Below are 15,408 nucleotides of genomic sequence, written 5' to 3'. Positions count from 1 at the left end.
TTAGTGCTTGGCCAGGGAGATCGTCACCCCGGCGATCACCAGGAGCCCGATCAGGGCGTAGAGCCAGACCAGGGTTCCCTCTTGGACCGGGCCTGTACGGCCCGCGGGACCGAAGGCAGAGCGCCCGCGGATCTTTCCCCGCTTCAGGAAGCCGTCATAGCGGCGCTGGAGCAGGTAGGTCTCGGTCTGCCGCATCGTGTCGAGCATGACCCCGACGACGATCAGAAGGCTCGTCCCGCCGAAGAACTGCGCGGTGATGGCTGGGATCCCCAGCAGGCTCTGCACGAGCATCGGAAGGACCGCCAGGCCGGAAAGGAAGGCTGCTCCCGCGAGGGTGAGACGGGTCATCGAGAAGTCGAGGAACTCGGCTGTGGGCTGCCCGGGACGGATCCCGGGAAGAAAGCCCCCATGCTTCTTCAGATCATCGGCGATCTGCACCGGGTTGAACTGGGTCGCCACCCAAAAATAGGAGAAGAAGAAGACCAGGAGCACCGTGATGCCGTAGTAGAGCCCTCCAGCGGAGAGAGAGGTCGCGAACCGGGCGGCGGTCGGAGAGTTCGGGAAGAGGAAGCCGATGATCGTCGAGGGAAAGAGAAGAAGCGCCTGCGCGAAGATGAGCGGCATCACTCCCGCGTAATTGACCTTGAGCGGCAAGAAGGTGCTCTGGCCTCCGTAGACCTTGTTGCCGCGTACCTGCTTCGCGTAGTGGACGACGATCTTGCGCACTCCCTGGGTCATGGCGACGGTGGCAGCGACAACCCCGAAGAGGAACACCAGAAGGAGCGCGACGAGCAAGGGGCTCGATGCCGAAAGGCTCGAAGGGGAGACGAGCTTCGACCATCCCTGCAGAAGTGCGGCGGGTAGCCGCGCCAGGATGCCGATTGTAATGATCAGAGAGACTCCGTTGCCGATCCCCTTGTCGGTGATCTGCTCTCCGAGCCACATCAAGAGCATCGTTCCGGTCGTCAAGCTGAGCACGGTCACCAGCCGGAAGGCCCAGCCCGGATCGGGCACAAGGGGGACGCCTAGCCGCTCGATCACCGAGGTGATCCCGTGCAGGAGGGGGATGCTTTCCGGATTTTCGAAGCCGACCGCGAGCAGATAGCCTTGGAAGAGGCAGAGCAGCCCCGTCAGCACCCGGGCATATTGCGTCAGCTTCTCCCTTCCTCCTTCCTCCCGGGCCAGCTTGCCGAGGCTGGGGATGACGGTCGTCAGCAACTGGATCATGATGCTCGCGCTGATGTAGGGCATGACACTCAGCGAGAAGAGCGCGCAGTTCTCGAGCGCCCCGCCGCTGAAGAGATTGAGCATCCCGACCACCGAGCCTTGCGCCTGCTGGTCGATGACCGTGCGAAAGTACTCGCTCAGGACGTTGGGATTCACGCCGGGGCAGGGCACGGCCGAGCCCAGGCGGACGACGACAATCACCGCAAGCGTGAACAGAATTCTCTGGCGCAGTTCGGGGATCTTGAAGCAATTGACAAACGCAGAAACCATCGTGTTCTTCTCTTTCGCAAGCTCGTCTGACGCGTCTTCTCCTCCGGCGATCTCCCAGTCGAAGCTTCTCCCGACCGAAGTCCGCCTTCTCCACTGTCCTGCCGCGAAAGCGGCTCAGGAAAGGAGCTCGATCTTTCCTCCGGCCGCTTCCACCTTCGCCCGCGCGGTGGCGCTGGCGGCGTGGACGACAAGGGTGACGGATCGGTGGATCTCGCCGTCGGCCAGCAGCTTGACACCCGCCCAACGGCCCTTGACGATTCCCGCTGCCCGGAGGGCCTGCTCGTCGATGCGATCGCCCGGGATCTTCTCGAGATCCCGGAGATTGACCGGGGCGTAGTCCGTGGAGAAGGCGGCGTTGTTGAAGCCCCTGCGGGGCACCCGGCGAATGAGAGGCATCTGCCCCCCTTCGAACCCGATCCGGATGCTGCCCCCGGACCGGGCCTTCTGGCCCTTGTTGCCTTTGCCGCTCGTCTTTCCGTGTCCCGAGCTCTCCCCGCAACCGAGCCTCTTCCTTCTGTGACGCGCACCAGGCCTCGGGTGTAAATCATGCAATCTCATTCGGACTCCTACGCTTTGGCTGCTCCCGCCGGTTCCTGAGCACTTTCCTGGCCATTCCTGCCGATCCGCTTCCCGCGCAAGTGGAGAACTTCGTCGGGCGAACGGAGCTGCCGCAGCGCAAACAAGGTCGCCTTGGCAACGTTGTACGGATTGCTCGAACCGAAAGACTTCGTCAAGACATCCCTCACTCCGGCTGCTTCGAGAACGGCACGCACCGTCAGCCCGGCAATCACGCCCGTTCCCGGAGAGGCGGGCTTGATCAGCACCCTGCCGCCGTCGAACTCCCCGATCGCCTCATGGGGAATGGTCTGCCCCCGCAATACGACAGGGTCCATCCGCTTTCGCGCGCTCTCGGTCGCCTTCTTGACGGCGTCGGCGACTTCGTTCGCCTTGCCAAAGCCGACACCGACCTTTCCTTGCCGGTCTCCTACGACGACCAGCGCTCCAAAGCTATAGCGGCGCCCGCCTTTGACCACCTTGGCACACCGGTTGACATAGACGACACGGTCCATGAGCTCCCCGGCGACCGATTCCCGACGCTGGCCATCCGGACCGCCGCGACGCGGCCGGCGCCTGCCGCGCGGCGCGGGCCGCTCTGACGTTGGGTTGGCGGCAGGCGCCTCTTCCGCTTCGCGAGCTACGGTGGGAGAGGCGGCGAGGGGCGGCGGCGCCACGCTGGGTTGATTCTGCGGGCCGCTCCCGTGCTTCTTTTCGTCGCTCGTCCGCGTTTGTGATGTTTCCATGCTTTCTCTGATCCGATCCGGTTACTGATTCGAGTGAGCCCTCAAAATTCCAATCCCGCTTCCCGGGCCGCATCGGCCAAGGCCTTGACCTTGCCATGATAGAGAAAGCCGCCGCGATCGAAGACGACCTTTCGGATCCCCTTCTGCTTCGCCTCCTCGGCCAGCCGGGCTCCCATTTGCGATGCGCCCGCAACGTTGGCGCGGAGGCCGGCGAACGCCTTTTGCCGCGTGGACGCGAACGCCAATGTCTTGCCCTCGTGGTCGTCGATCACTTGCGCGTAGATGTGCTGTCCGCTGAAGTGCACCGAAAGCCTCGGCCTTGCCTCCGATCCCACGACCTTCCGGCGCGTGCGCAGGTGGCGCCTCTCCCTCATCTCCCTTCTTCCCAGACGCATAAATTCTTCTCCGTCCCGCTCTTTTCTTAGCCTACTTGCCCTGCGCGGTCTTGCCCGCCTTCCGTCGGATCGCCTCACCCGCGTAGCGGACCCCTTTTCCCTTGTACGGTTCGGGCGGGTAGAAGCGGCGAATTTCGGCCGCCACCTGACCGACCAGGAACTTGTCAATGCCTTCGATCGACAACTTGGTGTTTTCGTTCACCGCGATCCGGATCCCATCGGGAATGGGATAGACCACCGGATGAGAGAAGCCAAGGCTCAGGGTGAGATCCTTCCCTTGCACGGCGGCGCGGAATCCTACCCCGTGGATCTCCAGATCCTTGCGGAAGCCCGTGTGCACTCCGGTCACCGCGTTGAAGAGCAGGGTTCGATGGAGGCCGTGGAGTGCGCGGCTCTGCCGCTCCCCGCTACGGTTCTCGACTGTGAGCGTGCTGCCGGCAACCGCAGCGGCCAAACACTCTGGCAGCTGATGCGAGGTCTTTCCCTTCGGTCCTTCGATGGCGACCGCCTGCTCCTGGATGGCGACCTTGACTCCGGCGGGTACCGGGATCGGCTTTCTTCCGACTCGTGACATGATCGGGGCGTCTCCTTTCTTCCTTGGCAAAAACTTCCTTTGCGGCGGCGCTCCTATTCGACCGAGAGCAGCAGCTCGCCTCCCACGTTGGCCCGCTTGGCCCGATGCCCGGCAAGAATTCCCTTGGGGGTCGAAAGCACGCAGATGCCCAGCCCCCCCAGAATCCGAGGCACCTCCTTGGCTCCGACGTAGCACCGACAGCCGGGCCGGCTGATCCGGCGCGTCTTGTGAAAGGGGGTCGCCTCGCGCAGCGTCAGGTGGAGCTGCCGCACCCCTTGGCGGATCGGCACGACGTCGATTTTTTCCAGATATCCCTCCTCGACGAGGACGCGAGCGACCGCCTCCTTGAGGCGGGAATGGGGCAGGACCACCTCCGGCTTGTTCGCCCTCTTGGCGTTTTGCAGCGCGGAGCAAAAATCAGCTAACGGATCTGTTTGCACGTCAATCGATGCCCCTACCAGCTGGCCTTGGTGACTCCCGGGATCTCTCCCCAGGATGCGAGCTCCCGAAACATGATGCGGCTCACTCCGAACTTGCGCAGATACGCGCGCCGACGGCCCGAAAGCCGACAGCGGTTGTATCGCCGGGTGCGGAATTTCGGTGTCCGCTTCTGCTTTGCTATCCACGCTTTTGTCGCCATATCGTCTTCCTTGTTACGCCGTCACCGCCGCAGCCTGCTCCCGTCGTGCTCCGATGAACGGGAGCCCGATACGGGTCAGGAGATCCCGCGCTTCGTCCGCAGAGCGAGCGGTCGTCACGAATGTGACATCAAAACCAAACGTGCGCTTCACGTTTTCGAGCTCGATTTCCGGGAAGACGCTATGATCCCGGATACCGAAGGTATAGTTGCCCCTCTTGTCGAACCCCCGGGGCGACAGGCCACGAAAGTCCCGGACGCGCGGCAAGGCCGCCCAGATCAACCGCTCGACGAACTCGTACATCCGCCTGCCTCGAAGCGTCACCTTGCAGCCGATCTCCTGCCCCTGGCGCAGCTTGAAGTTCGAGATGCTCTTCTTGGCCTTCGTCTTGACCGGGCGCTGTCCCGTGATGGCCGCCAGGTCGTGGATCGCCTCCTCAAGCGCGGTCTTGAGCTCGGGAGAGGAGCCAACGCAGCAGTTGATGACGACTTTCTCAAGACGGGGCACCTCGCTGACATTGGCATAACCCCTCGCCTCCCGCATCTGCGGCAGGATCGTCTCCCGATACGTCTTGGCAAAAACCGACAGTTCGCTCATGAGTGCGAGCCCTCCTTGGTCGACGACGCCGTGGCACCCTGGCGACCGCTCTCCTGGTATTTCGTCAGCAGCATCACCTTCGAAAGGGCGATGGGAGCCTCGCGCTCCGCGAAGCCTCCTTGCGGGTTCTCCTGGCTCGGGCGGGTCGCCTTCTTCGTCAGGTTGATTCCCTCGACCAGGACGCGATTCTGCTTACGGAGGACACGGAGCACCTTGCCCGTCTTTCCCTTCTGGGTTCCGCTCAGAATGGCCACCTCGTCACCCCGCTTGACGTGAAAGGAGCTCTGCGGCGCCGATGGCTTTCTACTCCCGAATGGCTTCATACGACCTCCGGTGCGAGGGAGACGATCTTGATGAAGTTCTTGTCGCGCAGCTCGCGCGCTACGGGCCCGAAGACGCGTGTCCCGCGCGGGTTCAGGTCCTTGTCGACGATGACCACGGCGTTCGTGTCGAATCGGAGATAGGAGCCGTCCGGCCGCCGAATCGGGTGCTTGGTCCTCACCACAACCGCGCGCACGACCTCGCTCTTCTTCACCGTCCCATCCGGAGCCGCCTCCTTGACGGTCGCCGTGATGAGATCCCCGACACGCGCACTAAGGCTCTTGCGCCCGATGACCCCGATCATCGTGGCACGGCGCGCCCCCGTATTGTCCGCCACTTCCACCCAGGAACGGATTTGGATCATAGCGCTCGTTCCTCCGGAGCCGACCGCAGAATTTCCACTAACCGCCAAGATTTGAGATGGCTCAACGGCCGGGTCTCTTGAATTTTCACCCAATCGCCTGCCTTGGCCACCCTCCCCTCATCGTGGGCGTAGAGCTTCTTATGCCTGCGGACGATTTTTCGGTACAGCGGATGAGCGACACGCTGCTCCACACTGACGACGATCGTCTTCTCCATCCTTGCGGAGACGACCTGTCCCATACGCATCCTTCCCTTTTGCGAGGGCTCCGGATGCGCCACCGCGCGGGGCTGTCCCGCTGCAACGGCGGCCGGGGCCGGGGCTCCGCTGGCGGGCTTTCTCTTCTCCGAAGTGCCCGTCTTCTTGCGACGTTGAGTCTTCACGCTTTCTCCTTCTTCCCCTTGCTGCGCTCCTCGACGATCTTCTTGGCCGCCACCTCGATTCCGAGCTCTGCTTCGCGCAGTAGCGTCTCCACACGGGCGACCAGCTTCCGCAATTCGGGCAGCCGGCTCGGCTTCTCCAAGGAGCCGCTCGATTGCTGCAGGCGAAGACGGAAGATCTCCTCCCGGGCATCGGCACCCTTGGCGATCAGCTCGTCCTTCGGAAGGGCCCGGAGTTGATTCACTTTCATGCTCGCAGCGTCCTTTCCCGGCTAATGAAGCGGGTGTTCACGGGTAGCTTGGCCGCCGCGAGCCGAAACGACTCCCGCGCGGTCTCCTCCGTCAAGCCGTCCAGCTCGAAGAGCACGTTCCCTGGACGCACGACGGCGACCCAAAACTCGGGCTGCCCCTTCCCCTTACCCATTCGGGTCTCCGGCGGGCGCGAGGTTACGGGCTTGTCGGGAAAAATCCGTATCCAGAGCTTTCCTTTCCGTTTCGCATGGCGGGTGATCGCCACGCGCGCGGCTTCGATCTGGGTGTTGGTGATCCAGGCGCGCTCCAGGGTCTGCAGGCCGTAAACACCGAAGGCCAGGGAGATCCCCCGGCTCGCGTTGCCGGCACGGCTGCCCCGCTGCGTCTTCCGATATTTTACACGTTTTGGTAGAAGAGCCATGATCTGCCGTCGCTCCTAGAATCCCACCCCGGTCACCTCTTCCTTGCGGGAGAGCCAGACCTTGACGCCGATCTTTCCGGCGATCGTGCGCGCTTCGGCAAAGCCGTAATCGATGTCGGCCCGGAGGGTATGGAGAGGGACCTTTCCTTCCCGATAGCCTTCGACCCGGGCGATTTCCGAGCCGCCGAGCCGCCCGGCGCAGCGAACGCGGATGCCCAAGGCGCCGGCTTCCCTCGCCATTTGCATCGCCTTTTTCATCGCTCGTCGGTGGGAAATCCGCCGCTCGATCTGAAGCGCGATGTTCTCGGCCACGAGCTGGGCATCGAGCTCGGGCCGCTTCACTTCCTTCACGTCGACCAAGACCTCGCGATCCTTCTGCACCAGCCGCTGGATCTCCTCACGCAGCTTGTCGAGCTCCGCCGCCTTCCGTCCGATCACGAGTCCCGGCCGGCCAGTGTGGATGTTGACTCGCACCCGGTTGCCGGCCCGCTCGATGACCACCTTGGCGATCGCTGCGGTTGCCAGCTTCTTCTTGATGAGACGACGAATCTGAAAATCCTCGGCGAGGAACTCCGGGAACGACCGTTTGTCGGCATACCAGATCGAGCGCCACTGGCGGTTGACCGGGAGCCGAAAGCAGACGGGATTGACTTTTTGACCCATATCCGTGCCCTATTTCTCTTCCTTCTGTTCCAAGACGATCCGGATGTGACTGGTCCGCTTGTGGATCGGACCGGCGCTCCCCCGCGCCTTGGGTTGGAAGCGCTTGATCGTCGCCGCCTCCCCGATCAAGGCTTCCTTCACGAAAAGGTCACCCCGGTGCAGGCTGTGATTGTTCTCCGCGTTCGCCAAGGCGGAAGCGAGTGTCCTCCGGATGTGGCGCGCGCCCTCCTTCGGGTAGTGGGCGAGCACGGCTAGCGCCTCCTCAGCCGGCATGCCTTGGATGCTCCGTGCCACGTCGCGAAGCTTGAAAGCCGACATGCGTACGAAACGGTTGATCGCCTTAACCTGCATAAAACAGTCCTCGCTGCTGATTGGGGGCCCTTCCTATTTCGCTGTCGCCTTCTCCGTATGCGATCCATGCCGCTTGAAGAGCCGGGTGGGGGAAAACTCGCCGAGCCGGTGTCCAACCATATTTTCGGTGACGTAGACGGCCTGGAAGGTCTTTCCGTTGTGCACCAGGAACGTGATCCCGACAAAGTCCGGGATGATCATCGATCGGCGCGACCAGGTCTTGATCGGCTTCTTCGATGCTGATTTGAGGGTGGCGCTCACCTTCCGAAGAAGATGATCATCGACAAACGGCCCCTTTTTTAAGCTACGCCCCATGAACTTCTCTCCCTATTTCTTCCGCTTCCGCGCCTGCCGTTCGAGAATGAATCGATTCGACTGCTTGTTGTGCCGCCGGGTTTTCTTTCCCTTGGCGAGCTTGCCCCAAGGAGACTTGAGCTGCTGCCTGCCTCCGCCCCCTTTGCTCTTCCCTTGCCCCCCCCCATTCGGGTGGTCAACCGGGTTCATGGCAACGCCGCGAACATGCGGGCGCCATCCAAGCCAACGGGAGCGTCCAGCCTTCCCGAGCGAGACATTAAAGTGGTCGGCGTTGCTCACCTGGCCGATCGTGGCGTAGCAGCTGGCCGCGATGCGCCGCACTTCCCCGGAAGGAAGCCGAACGACGGCATATCCCTGATCGACGCCCATGAGCCGCGCACTCGAGCCGGCGGCGCGGACGAGCTGTCCTCCCCGTCCGGGGGTCAGCTCAATGTTGTAAATGGAGGTCGCAGCCGGAATCTTCTCCAAGGGCAGGGCATTCCCGGGCCTGGGCGGAGCCTCCGGCCCACTCATTACCGTATCGCCTGCCTTGAGCTCAAGCGGAGCGACGATGTAGCTCTTTTCCCCATCGCTGTAACGGAGGAGAGCAATCCGGCTCGTGCGATTCGGGTCGTATTCGATCCCCTCCACCGTCGCCTTGACTCCGTGGCGCTGCCGGCGGAAGTCGATGAGGCGGTACCGCCTCTTATGGCCGCCCCCGCGGTGACGCGCCGTGACTCGCCCGTAGGAGTTCCTGCCTCCTTTTTTCTGGAGGGGTACGGTCAGCGAACGCTCCGGCTCCGACTTGGTGATGTCCGAAAACGAGTCGAGCTGCGTGTAGCGCAGCGTCGGCGTGAGCGGACGAAATTCTTTTAGGCCCATGGACGTTTCTTCTCCCTAACCGTATGGTCTTATGCCCAGCTTATGCCGTGAAATCGAGCTTCTCGCCCGGAGCGAGAGTCACGATCGCCTTCTTTCGCGCCGAGCTCTTCCCCGCCCTGCCCACTCGGCCGCGACGGATCTTCCCCGGGGAGCGCAAGGTGTTCACCGCAACGACCTTCTTGGAGAAGGCCGTCTCCACCGCCTTCCGGATCTCGAGCTTCGTCGCGTCGCGCGCGACCTCGAAGAGATACTGGTTGCCCTTCTCCCCGAGGATGGTCGCCTTCTCGGTCATCCAGATGCGGCGCAAAATCCTCCGATGGTCTCTCACGACTGCTTCCCTCCCACGGCCAACCGCTGATCAAGGATCGGGAGCGTCGGCTCCTCCAGCACGATCCGATCCGGCCAGAGGAGGTCCTCGGCGTTGACCTCGGCGGCGGTGACGACGGCGATCAGCGGGTGATTCCGCGCGGCGAGCCACACCGGTGACTCGTGCCCTTCGACGACGACCAGAAGGGTCTCCTTCCGGTCCCAGGAGTCGAGCCGGCGCACCAGCTCCTTCGTCTTGGGCTGTGGCAGATCGATGGTCTCCGAGACAAGAACAGCTCCTTCGACGATTCGTCCGCTCAATGCCTTCCGCAGGGCGAGCCGCTTCACCTTCTTGGGCAGCTTCTTAGAGAAGTCTCTCGGTTGAGGTCCAAAGACGACCCCGCCTCCGCGCCAGATCGGAGACGAGGCATAGCCCGCCCGAGCCCGGCCTGTCCCCTTCTGAGCCCACGGTTTTTTCCCGGAGCCGCGGACCGTGCCCTTGGTCTTGGTCGCGCGGGTCCCGCTGCGTCGATTCGCGCGGTAGGCAACGACGGCGTCATGAAGCGCTTGGCTTCCTCGTCCATTCACAAGAAGAGGCGTCTTGAGCTGCTGCGCTGCCCCTTCGGCGGTCAAAACCTTCATCGTGGATCCCTCGCTTGTGCGCTCCTACTTCTTGCCCGGTTTTCCAGCCGCCGGTTTTCCGCCCTTCGGTTGCGGCTTTGCCTGCGGCTTCGGCTGCCCCTTGATCGCAGTCCGGACGAGCACTAACCCCCCGCGCGCTCCGGGAACACTGCCCCGAATGAGCAGGGCCCGGTCCTCCGCGCGCACCGCGACTACCGCCAGATCCTGAACAGTCGCCCTCGCATGGCCCAGATGGCCCGGCATGCCCTGGTTCCGGAAGATGCGCCCCGGGGTGGAACGGCAACCGACCGCGCCGTTGCGCCGGTGCATCTTCGAGCCGTGCGCAGCCCCTTGGCCGGAGAAGTTGTGCTTCTTCATCACTCCTTGAAACCCCTTGCCCTTGCTGACCCCGATGACGTCGACCCGCTGTCCGGGGTGAAACAGGGTGACTCCCACTTCCTGGCCGGGCTTCCACTCCTCGGATGCGCCGATCGAGAACTCCCGCAAAAAACGCCTCGGGGCGACTCCTGCCTTCGCGAAATGCCCGCGCACGGGCTTGGAAAGGCTCTTCTCCCGGACGGTCTCGAAGCCCATCTGGACGCTCTTCTTCCCGCTTGCATGTTCCTGAAAGCGAACGACGACGTTGGGCTCCGCGCCGACCACGGTCACGGGAACCAGGTTCCCGTTGTCGTCGTACACCTGGGTCATCCCCAGCTTCCTGCCCAGCAACCCCATGCTCATCTTGCTCATCTCCTTTTCCGTCGAAAACCCATCCGGTTCAGATGCGGATCGTGATGTCCACGCCCGCAGGCAGGTTGAGCTTCTTGAGCTCGTCGACGGTTTTCGCCGTCGGCTCCATGATTTCCACGAGGCGCTTGTGCGTCCGGAGCTCGAACTGGTCCATGCTCTTCTTGTCCACGTGGGGCGAGCGGTTCACCGTGAGGCGCTCAATCCTCGTCGGCAGAGGAATCGGTCCGGAGACCGCGGAACCGGTGCGGCGCGCCGTCTCCGAGATCTCTGAGGCCGCTCGATCCAGGAGCCGATAATCAAAGGATTTCAAACGAATGCGAATTTTGCTCGCTGCCATACCGTTCCGTAGTCCTACTTCCGCTTCTGTTCCACAATCTGAGCGACGATTTGCGCCGGCACCTGCTCGAAGTGGGAAGGCTCCATCGAATAGGCAGCCCGCCCCTTGGACATCGAGCGAATATCATTCACATACCCGAACATTTCGGCCAGAGGCACCTCTGCGCGCACGTTCGCGGTCTTCCCCTTGGTGTCCACATTAAGGATCTTTCCACGGCGGCGCGTCAGGTCGGCCAGGATGTCGCCCTGATACTCGTCGGGCGTGGAGACCTCGACCTTCATGATCGGCTCCAGGAGGATCGGGTTCGCCTTCTTGATCGCGTCCTTCATCGCGAAGATGGCGGCCATCTTGAAGGCGAGCTCGTTCGAATCGACCTCGTGGTAGCTCCCGTCGAGAATATGGATCTCGACATCGATCACGGGGCTGCCATGGATGATGCCGGCGGTGAGGGCTTCCTGGACCCCTTTGAAGCAGGCCGGAATATATTCCTTGGGAATGTTTCCTCCGACCACCTTGCTCGCGACCTCGGTTCCCTTGCCCCGCTCCAGGGGGAGGATTTCCAGGATGACGTGCCCATATTGGCCCCGTCCGCCGCTCTGCTTGATCAGCTTACCCTCTCCCTCCGCCGCGCGAGTGATGGTTTCCCGGTAGGCGATCTGCGGGGCGCCAGCATTCGTGCCGACTCCGAACTCCCGGCGGAGCCGGTCGCCAATGATTTCCAGGTGGAGCTCGCCCATTCCAGCGATGATCGTCTGGCCCGTCTCCTCATTGGTGCTGACGCGGAATGTCGGATCTTCCTCCATGAGGCGCTGGAGAGCCAGGCTCATCTTCTCGCGATCCGCCTTGGTCTTGGGCTCGACCGCCATCGAGATGACGGGTTCCGGAAAGATCGGTGGCTCGAGGATCACCTCAAAGTCCTCGGCCACGAGAGTGTCCCCGGTCGCCACGTCCCGAATGCCGACCAGCGCCGCGATGTCCCCCGAGTGCACCTCTTGGATATCCTTGCGCTCGTCGGCCTGCACCTGCACGATCCGGCTGATTCTTTCGCGCTTGCGGGTGCGGGGGTTGTAGACGGTCATCCCCTTTTGCAGCGTTCCGGCATAGACCCGGAAGAAGACCAGCTTGCCTACAAAGGGATCGGACCAGAGCTTGAACGCCAGGGAGCAGAATGGAGAGCCGTCGTGCGGCTCGACGATGATTTCCTCTCCAGTGACTGGATGCTGGCCCTTGGCAGCCTCGATGTCGACCGGGCTGGGCAAGTAATCGATCACCGCATCGACGAGAAATTGCACTCCCTTGTTGCGGAAGGCCGAGCCCGCAATGACCGGGACAAATTCATTGGCGATGACCGTGCGCCGGATCGCCTGCTTGATCTGCTCGACAGTGGGCTCCCTTTCCGCGAGGAAGATCTCGGCCATCTCCTCGTCCTTATCGGCAAGAGCCTCGATCAAATTCCGTCGCGCCGCCTCGGCCGCTTCCCGGTACTCCTCCGGGATCTCGAGGACCTCGTAGGTCGAACCCAGCCGGTCGCTATCCGAGTAGACGACCGCCCGTCGATTGATCACATCGACCTGGCCCTGAAATTTGTCTTCCTTGCCTAGCGGAAGCAGGATCGGCCATGCGTTAGCCCCCAGCTTCTCCCGGATCTCGTGCACCGCATTGTCGAAGTCGGCCCCGACCCGGTCCATCTTGTTGATGAAGGCGATCCGGGGAACGCGGTACCGCGTCGCCTGCCGCCAGACGGTCTCCGATTGCGGCTGCACGCCGGCGACCCCGCAAAAGACCGCAATCACACCGTCGAGGACTCGGAGAGAGCGCTCGACCTCAGCCGTAAAATCGACATGGCCCGGGGTGTCGATGATGTTGATCCGAAACTTCTCCCCCGGGAACAACTTGACGATCCCCTCCTCTTTCCGGACCGGCCAGAAGCAGGTCGTGGCCGCAGAGGTGATCGTAATCCCCCGTTCCCGCTCCTGCTCCATCCAGTCGGTTACGGTGGTGCCCTCGTGCACCTCTCCCATCTTGTGGATCGTGCCGGTGTAAAAGAGAATCCGCTCGGTCAGCGTCGTCTTCCCCGCATCGATGTGAGCGGCGATTCCGATGTTTCGGGTCCTCTCCAAGGTGTACGGTCGATGGGAAGAGTTGCGGGCCGCCGAAGCGCCCGGGGACGTCGTTGTCGCCATAGATAAAACTTCCTTATCCGTTAATCGGTCTGATCGCCACCGCAGAAGCCCGTCCTGAAAAACGGCCGGACTCCTCGTCTACTCCCGACAAGCCGTAACACGACCGTCGGTCACAGCCTCGCGCTCTTACTATTTACCGAAAAATCTCTAATACCGCAAATGAGCAAAGGCGCGGTTCGCCTGCGCCATCTTATGCACCTCGTCCCTCTTCCTTACTGCCGAGCCCTGGCCAGTCGCCGCGTCCCGCAGTTCGTTCTGGAGCGCAACCTTCATCGGAACCCCCTTTCGGGAGCGGGCGGCTCGCAAAATCCAGCGAAGAGCCAGAGAAACCTGGCGATCCGGAGAAACCTCCACCGGCACCTGGTAGGTCGCTCCGCCCACGCGCCGGGACTTGACTTCGAGGCGGGGCTTCACGTTTTCGATCGCTTTCTGCAACGTCTCCACCGGGTCGCCGGCCTTGGGCTCCGTTCCCTCGATCGCTCCGTAGACGATCTGCTCGGCCCGCGCCTTCTTGCCGCGGGAGAGGATTACGCTGATCAACCGCTGCACGAGAACCGATCCATACTTCGGATCCGGCGGAGTCCGCCGCTTTTCCGCTCTTCTTCTTCGCATACCCTTGCCCTTTGCCGCTACTTCTTGGCAGGCTTGGCGGCCCCTTCCTTCGGCCGCTTGACCCCATACTTACTCCGGGAGACGTTTCGATTCAGCTTGTTGGTATTGCTGGGTCCCACCGCTCCTGCCGCATCAAGAATGCCGCGAACGATATGATACCGCACGCCCGGCAAGTCCTTTACCCGGCCGCCTCGGATCAACACGATCGAATGCTCCTGGAGAGAATGTCCTTCTCCCGGAATGTACGCGATCACCTCTTTCCCGTTCGTGAGCCGAACCTTGGCAACCTTGCGCAAAGCGGAATTCGGCTTCTTCGGGGTCCGCGTCATCACCTGAATGCATACTCCCCGGCGCTGCGGGCAACAATCCAAGGCGGGAGCCTTGGTTTTTCGCAGCAGCTCTTCTCGTCCTTTTCGGACCAACTGATTGATCGTCGGCATCGCTTATCTCGTTACCAAACCGAGTGAAAGGCATCAACTATTGCGAAGCGGGGCTATTCTGACAAGCCCTTTTCACGAGCTTTCGGCAGCTTTTTTTGAGCCCCTGAGCCCGCTTCCCTCCAAGGCAACGCGAATCTTCGGGCGCGTCCGGGTCCAAAACGGAAAGGTGCGCCGAAGCAATCCCCGTGGTCGATCCTGCCCGGGGCGCCCCTGAACGGAGGAAGACCAGAGCGCTCGATTCCCCTCATGCGCTCTCGCGGTGGTTTCCGCTTCGCTCCTTGAAAAGGAAGGGGAAGTGCGCGCGGTGAGGGTCCGGCGAAGCCACCAGCAAGGGATACGTCCTGCCAGAGCTTCTCCCCTCAGGTTCATGGGACGATGACTTCCAGCTCGGCCGGAGCGATCGAGAAGGAGCAGGGAGTGTGGCCATAGAGCTCTCCATCGACTTCCACGGGTACGGGGCGATCGGATTGGACGGTCAGGGTCCTTGCCTGGAAATAGAAGACATCGGAAAAGCGCGTATGGCGGCGGGAAAGCACACCTTGCACATAACGGGCGACGGCGACCGCATTGAGCTCCGCGAAGAGGCAGCCGTCGAGGAGGCCGTCGTCCAGCCTGGCATCGGGAAAGACGGCAAAGCGGCCACCGTAAAAGCGCCCGTTTCCGACCAGCAGGAAGCGTCCTTGTTGCTCCTCCTTCTCATCGATTGTCACCGTCAGCGGCGGGGCGGAGCGTCCGACAATGTCCACCGCGGCAAGCAAGTAGCTGAGCGGACCGAAGGTCTTCCGGGTCCACCAGCTGGTCCGGGCGAGGATCTCGGCATCCAGGCCCACACCCGCCAGCTGCACGAAGCGTTGCTCCCCGACACGGGGGAGGTCGACCTTCCGGGTCTTTCCTCCTTGGATGATTTCCCACGCGCTCTCGAGATGGACGGGGATGCCCAGCTCCATGGCAAAGACATTGATCGTGCCAAGCGGCAGGATCCCCAGAGTCGCCGGTGTCCCGTTGAGGCCATTGACGACTTCGTTCACGGTCCCGTCTCCCCCAGCGGCTACCACGGTCCGATACCCCTGATCCAGAGCCCGCTCCGTCTGCGCTTCCGCGTCTCCGGGAAACTGGGTGACGCGGATCACAGCGTCCCCGGCCGCCCTGCGAAGCCGGTCCAAGATCCTCCGGGCCTTCTCTCCGCGTGCCGCTGGATTAAAAATGATACAGACGCGATTCATTTGCTGGAA

At 62.5% G+C, this 15,408-nt stretch carries 25 protein-coding genes; all 25 read right to left on the bottom strand.

Annotated features, from left to right (window positions below):
* On the bottom strand, nucleotides 1-1,497 hold the full coding sequence (gene secY, locus MacB4_RS01140) for a preprotein translocase subunit SecY (RefSeq protein ID WP_206864063.1): 1,497 nt from the start codon (nucleotides 1,495-1,497) through the stop codon (nucleotides 1-3).
* Between the two features lie 114 nt (nucleotides 1,498-1,611).
* Nucleotides 1,612-2,055 (bottom strand): 50S ribosomal protein L15, encoded by a 444-nt coding sequence (rplO, locus tag MacB4_RS01135; RefSeq protein WP_206864062.1) that lies wholly within the window; start codon nucleotides 2,053-2,055, stop codon nucleotides 1,612-1,614.
* 8 nt (nucleotides 2,056-2,063) lie between these two features.
* Nucleotides 2,064-2,798 (bottom strand): 30S ribosomal protein S5, encoded by a 735-nt coding sequence (gene rpsE, locus MacB4_RS01130; protein WP_370569380.1) that lies wholly within the window; start codon nucleotides 2,796-2,798, stop codon nucleotides 2,064-2,066.
* 41 nt (nucleotides 2,799-2,839) lie between these two features.
* Nucleotides 2,840-3,172, bottom strand: coding sequence for a 50S ribosomal protein L18 (rplR, locus tag MacB4_RS01125; RefSeq protein ID WP_370569379.1), 333 nt, complete (start codon nucleotides 3,170-3,172; stop codon nucleotides 2,840-2,842).
* A 52-nt stretch (nucleotides 3,173-3,224) separates the two neighbouring features.
* The gene (rplF, locus tag MacB4_RS01120) at nucleotides 3,225-3,767 is read right to left on the bottom strand and encodes a 50S ribosomal protein L6 (protein ID WP_206864060.1); all 543 of its coding nucleotides are present in this window, start codon (nucleotides 3,765-3,767) and stop codon (nucleotides 3,225-3,227) included.
* Between the two features lie 53 nt (nucleotides 3,768-3,820).
* Nucleotides 3,821-4,207 (bottom strand): 30S ribosomal protein S8, encoded by a 387-nt coding sequence (locus tag MacB4_RS01115; protein ID WP_206864059.1) that lies wholly within the window; start codon nucleotides 4,205-4,207, stop codon nucleotides 3,821-3,823.
* Nucleotides 4,208-4,221: 14 nt separating this feature from the next.
* Nucleotides 4,222-4,407, bottom strand: a complete 186-nt coding sequence (locus tag MacB4_RS01110; RefSeq protein WP_206864058.1) for a type Z 30S ribosomal protein S14 — start codon at nucleotides 4,405-4,407, stop codon at nucleotides 4,222-4,224.
* 13 nt (nucleotides 4,408-4,420) lie between these two features.
* Nucleotides 4,421-5,002 carry a 50S ribosomal protein L5 gene (gene rplE / locus MacB4_RS01105; RefSeq protein ID WP_206864057.1) on the bottom strand — a complete coding sequence of 194 codons (582 nt, stop codon included), beginning with the start codon at nucleotides 5,000-5,002 and terminating at the stop codon, nucleotides 4,421-4,423.
* Nucleotides 4,999-5,325 (bottom strand): 50S ribosomal protein L24, encoded by a 327-nt coding sequence (gene rplX / locus MacB4_RS01100; RefSeq protein WP_206864056.1) that lies wholly within the window; start codon nucleotides 5,323-5,325, stop codon nucleotides 4,999-5,001. Before rplX ends, rplE begins: the two co-directional genes overlap by 4 nt.
* Complete coding sequence (rplN, locus tag MacB4_RS01095) at nucleotides 5,322-5,687, bottom strand: 50S ribosomal protein L14 (RefSeq protein ID WP_206864055.1); 366 nt, start codon at nucleotides 5,685-5,687, stop codon at nucleotides 5,322-5,324. The genes rplX and rplN overlap by 4 nt, the downstream gene beginning before the upstream one ends.
* Complete coding sequence (gene rpsQ / locus MacB4_RS11135) at nucleotides 5,684-6,067, bottom strand: 30S ribosomal protein S17 (protein ID WP_242529269.1); 384 nt, start codon at nucleotides 6,065-6,067, stop codon at nucleotides 5,684-5,686. Before rpsQ ends, rplN begins: the two co-directional genes overlap by 4 nt.
* Nucleotides 6,064-6,315: a 50S ribosomal protein L29 gene (gene rpmC, locus MacB4_RS01085; protein ID WP_206864054.1), complete on the bottom strand. Its 252-nt coding sequence runs from the start codon at nucleotides 6,313-6,315 to the stop codon at nucleotides 6,064-6,066. Before rpmC ends, rpsQ begins: the two co-directional genes overlap by 4 nt.
* A complete protein-coding gene (gene rplP, locus MacB4_RS01080) occupies nucleotides 6,312-6,737 on the bottom strand; it encodes a 50S ribosomal protein L16 (RefSeq protein ID WP_024807168.1) in 426 nt (141 codons plus the stop codon). The genes rpmC and rplP overlap by 4 nt, the downstream gene beginning before the upstream one ends.
* Nucleotides 6,738-6,752: 15 nt before the next feature.
* A complete protein-coding gene (rpsC, locus tag MacB4_RS01075) occupies nucleotides 6,753-7,400 on the bottom strand; it encodes a 30S ribosomal protein S3 (RefSeq protein ID WP_206864053.1) in 648 nt (215 codons plus the stop codon).
* A gap of 9 nt (nucleotides 7,401-7,409) precedes the next feature.
* Nucleotides 7,410-7,751: a 50S ribosomal protein L22 gene (rplV, locus tag MacB4_RS01070; RefSeq protein WP_206864052.1), complete on the bottom strand. Its 342-nt coding sequence runs from the start codon at nucleotides 7,749-7,751 to the stop codon at nucleotides 7,410-7,412.
* A 33-nt stretch (nucleotides 7,752-7,784) separates the two neighbouring features.
* The gene (gene rpsS / locus MacB4_RS01065; RefSeq protein ID WP_206864051.1) at nucleotides 7,785-8,066 is read right to left on the bottom strand and encodes a 30S ribosomal protein S19; all 282 of its coding nucleotides are present in this window, start codon (nucleotides 8,064-8,066) and stop codon (nucleotides 7,785-7,787) included.
* Between the two features lie 12 nt (nucleotides 8,067-8,078).
* Nucleotides 8,079-8,927: a 50S ribosomal protein L2 gene (rplB, locus tag MacB4_RS01060; protein ID WP_206864050.1), complete on the bottom strand. Its 849-nt coding sequence runs from the start codon at nucleotides 8,925-8,927 to the stop codon at nucleotides 8,079-8,081.
* Between the two features lie 40 nt (nucleotides 8,928-8,967).
* Entirely contained in the window at nucleotides 8,968-9,255 is a 288-nt protein-coding gene (rplW, locus tag MacB4_RS01055; protein ID WP_206864049.1) for a 50S ribosomal protein L23, read from the bottom strand.
* Nucleotides 9,252-9,875, bottom strand: a complete 624-nt coding sequence (rplD, locus tag MacB4_RS01050) for a 50S ribosomal protein L4 (protein WP_206864048.1) — start codon at nucleotides 9,873-9,875, stop codon at nucleotides 9,252-9,254. The genes rplW and rplD overlap by 4 nt, the downstream gene beginning before the upstream one ends.
* 24 nt (nucleotides 9,876-9,899) lie before the next feature.
* Nucleotides 9,900-10,595 carry a 50S ribosomal protein L3 gene (gene rplC, locus MacB4_RS01045; protein ID WP_370569378.1) on the bottom strand — a complete coding sequence of 232 codons (696 nt, stop codon included), beginning with the start codon at nucleotides 10,593-10,595 and terminating at the stop codon, nucleotides 9,900-9,902.
* Between the two features lie 37 nt (nucleotides 10,596-10,632).
* Entirely contained in the window at nucleotides 10,633-10,941 is a 309-nt protein-coding gene (rpsJ, locus tag MacB4_RS01040) for a 30S ribosomal protein S10 (RefSeq protein WP_206864046.1), read from the bottom strand.
* A 14-nt stretch (nucleotides 10,942-10,955) separates the two neighbouring features.
* Nucleotides 10,956-13,124 (bottom strand): elongation factor G, encoded by a 2,169-nt coding sequence (gene fusA / locus MacB4_RS01035; RefSeq protein ID WP_206864045.1) that lies wholly within the window; start codon nucleotides 13,122-13,124, stop codon nucleotides 10,956-10,958.
* A 147-nt stretch (nucleotides 13,125-13,271) separates the two neighbouring features.
* Nucleotides 13,272-13,736 carry a 30S ribosomal protein S7 gene (gene rpsG, locus MacB4_RS01030; RefSeq protein ID WP_206864044.1) on the bottom strand — a complete coding sequence of 155 codons (465 nt, stop codon included), beginning with the start codon at nucleotides 13,734-13,736 and terminating at the stop codon, nucleotides 13,272-13,274.
* 17 nt (nucleotides 13,737-13,753) lie between these two features.
* On the bottom strand, nucleotides 13,754-14,176 hold the full coding sequence (gene rpsL, locus MacB4_RS01025; protein WP_206864043.1) for a 30S ribosomal protein S12: 423 nt from the start codon (nucleotides 14,174-14,176) through the stop codon (nucleotides 13,754-13,756).
* A gap of 365 nt (nucleotides 14,177-14,541) precedes the next feature.
* Nucleotides 14,542-15,399 carry a diacylglycerol kinase family protein gene (locus tag MacB4_RS01020; RefSeq protein WP_206864042.1) on the bottom strand — a complete coding sequence of 286 codons (858 nt, stop codon included), beginning with the start codon at nucleotides 15,397-15,399 and terminating at the stop codon, nucleotides 14,542-14,544.
* Nucleotides 15,400-15,408 lie beyond the last annotated feature (9 nt).

This window comes from Methylacidimicrobium sp. B4, assembly GCF_017310545.1.
Taxonomy (GTDB): Bacteria; Verrucomicrobiota; Verrucomicrobiia; order Methylacidiphilales; family Methylacidiphilaceae; genus Methylacidimicrobium.
Note: the sequence above shows the minus strand (reverse complement) of the source record. Positions and strands in the feature narration are given on the sequence as shown.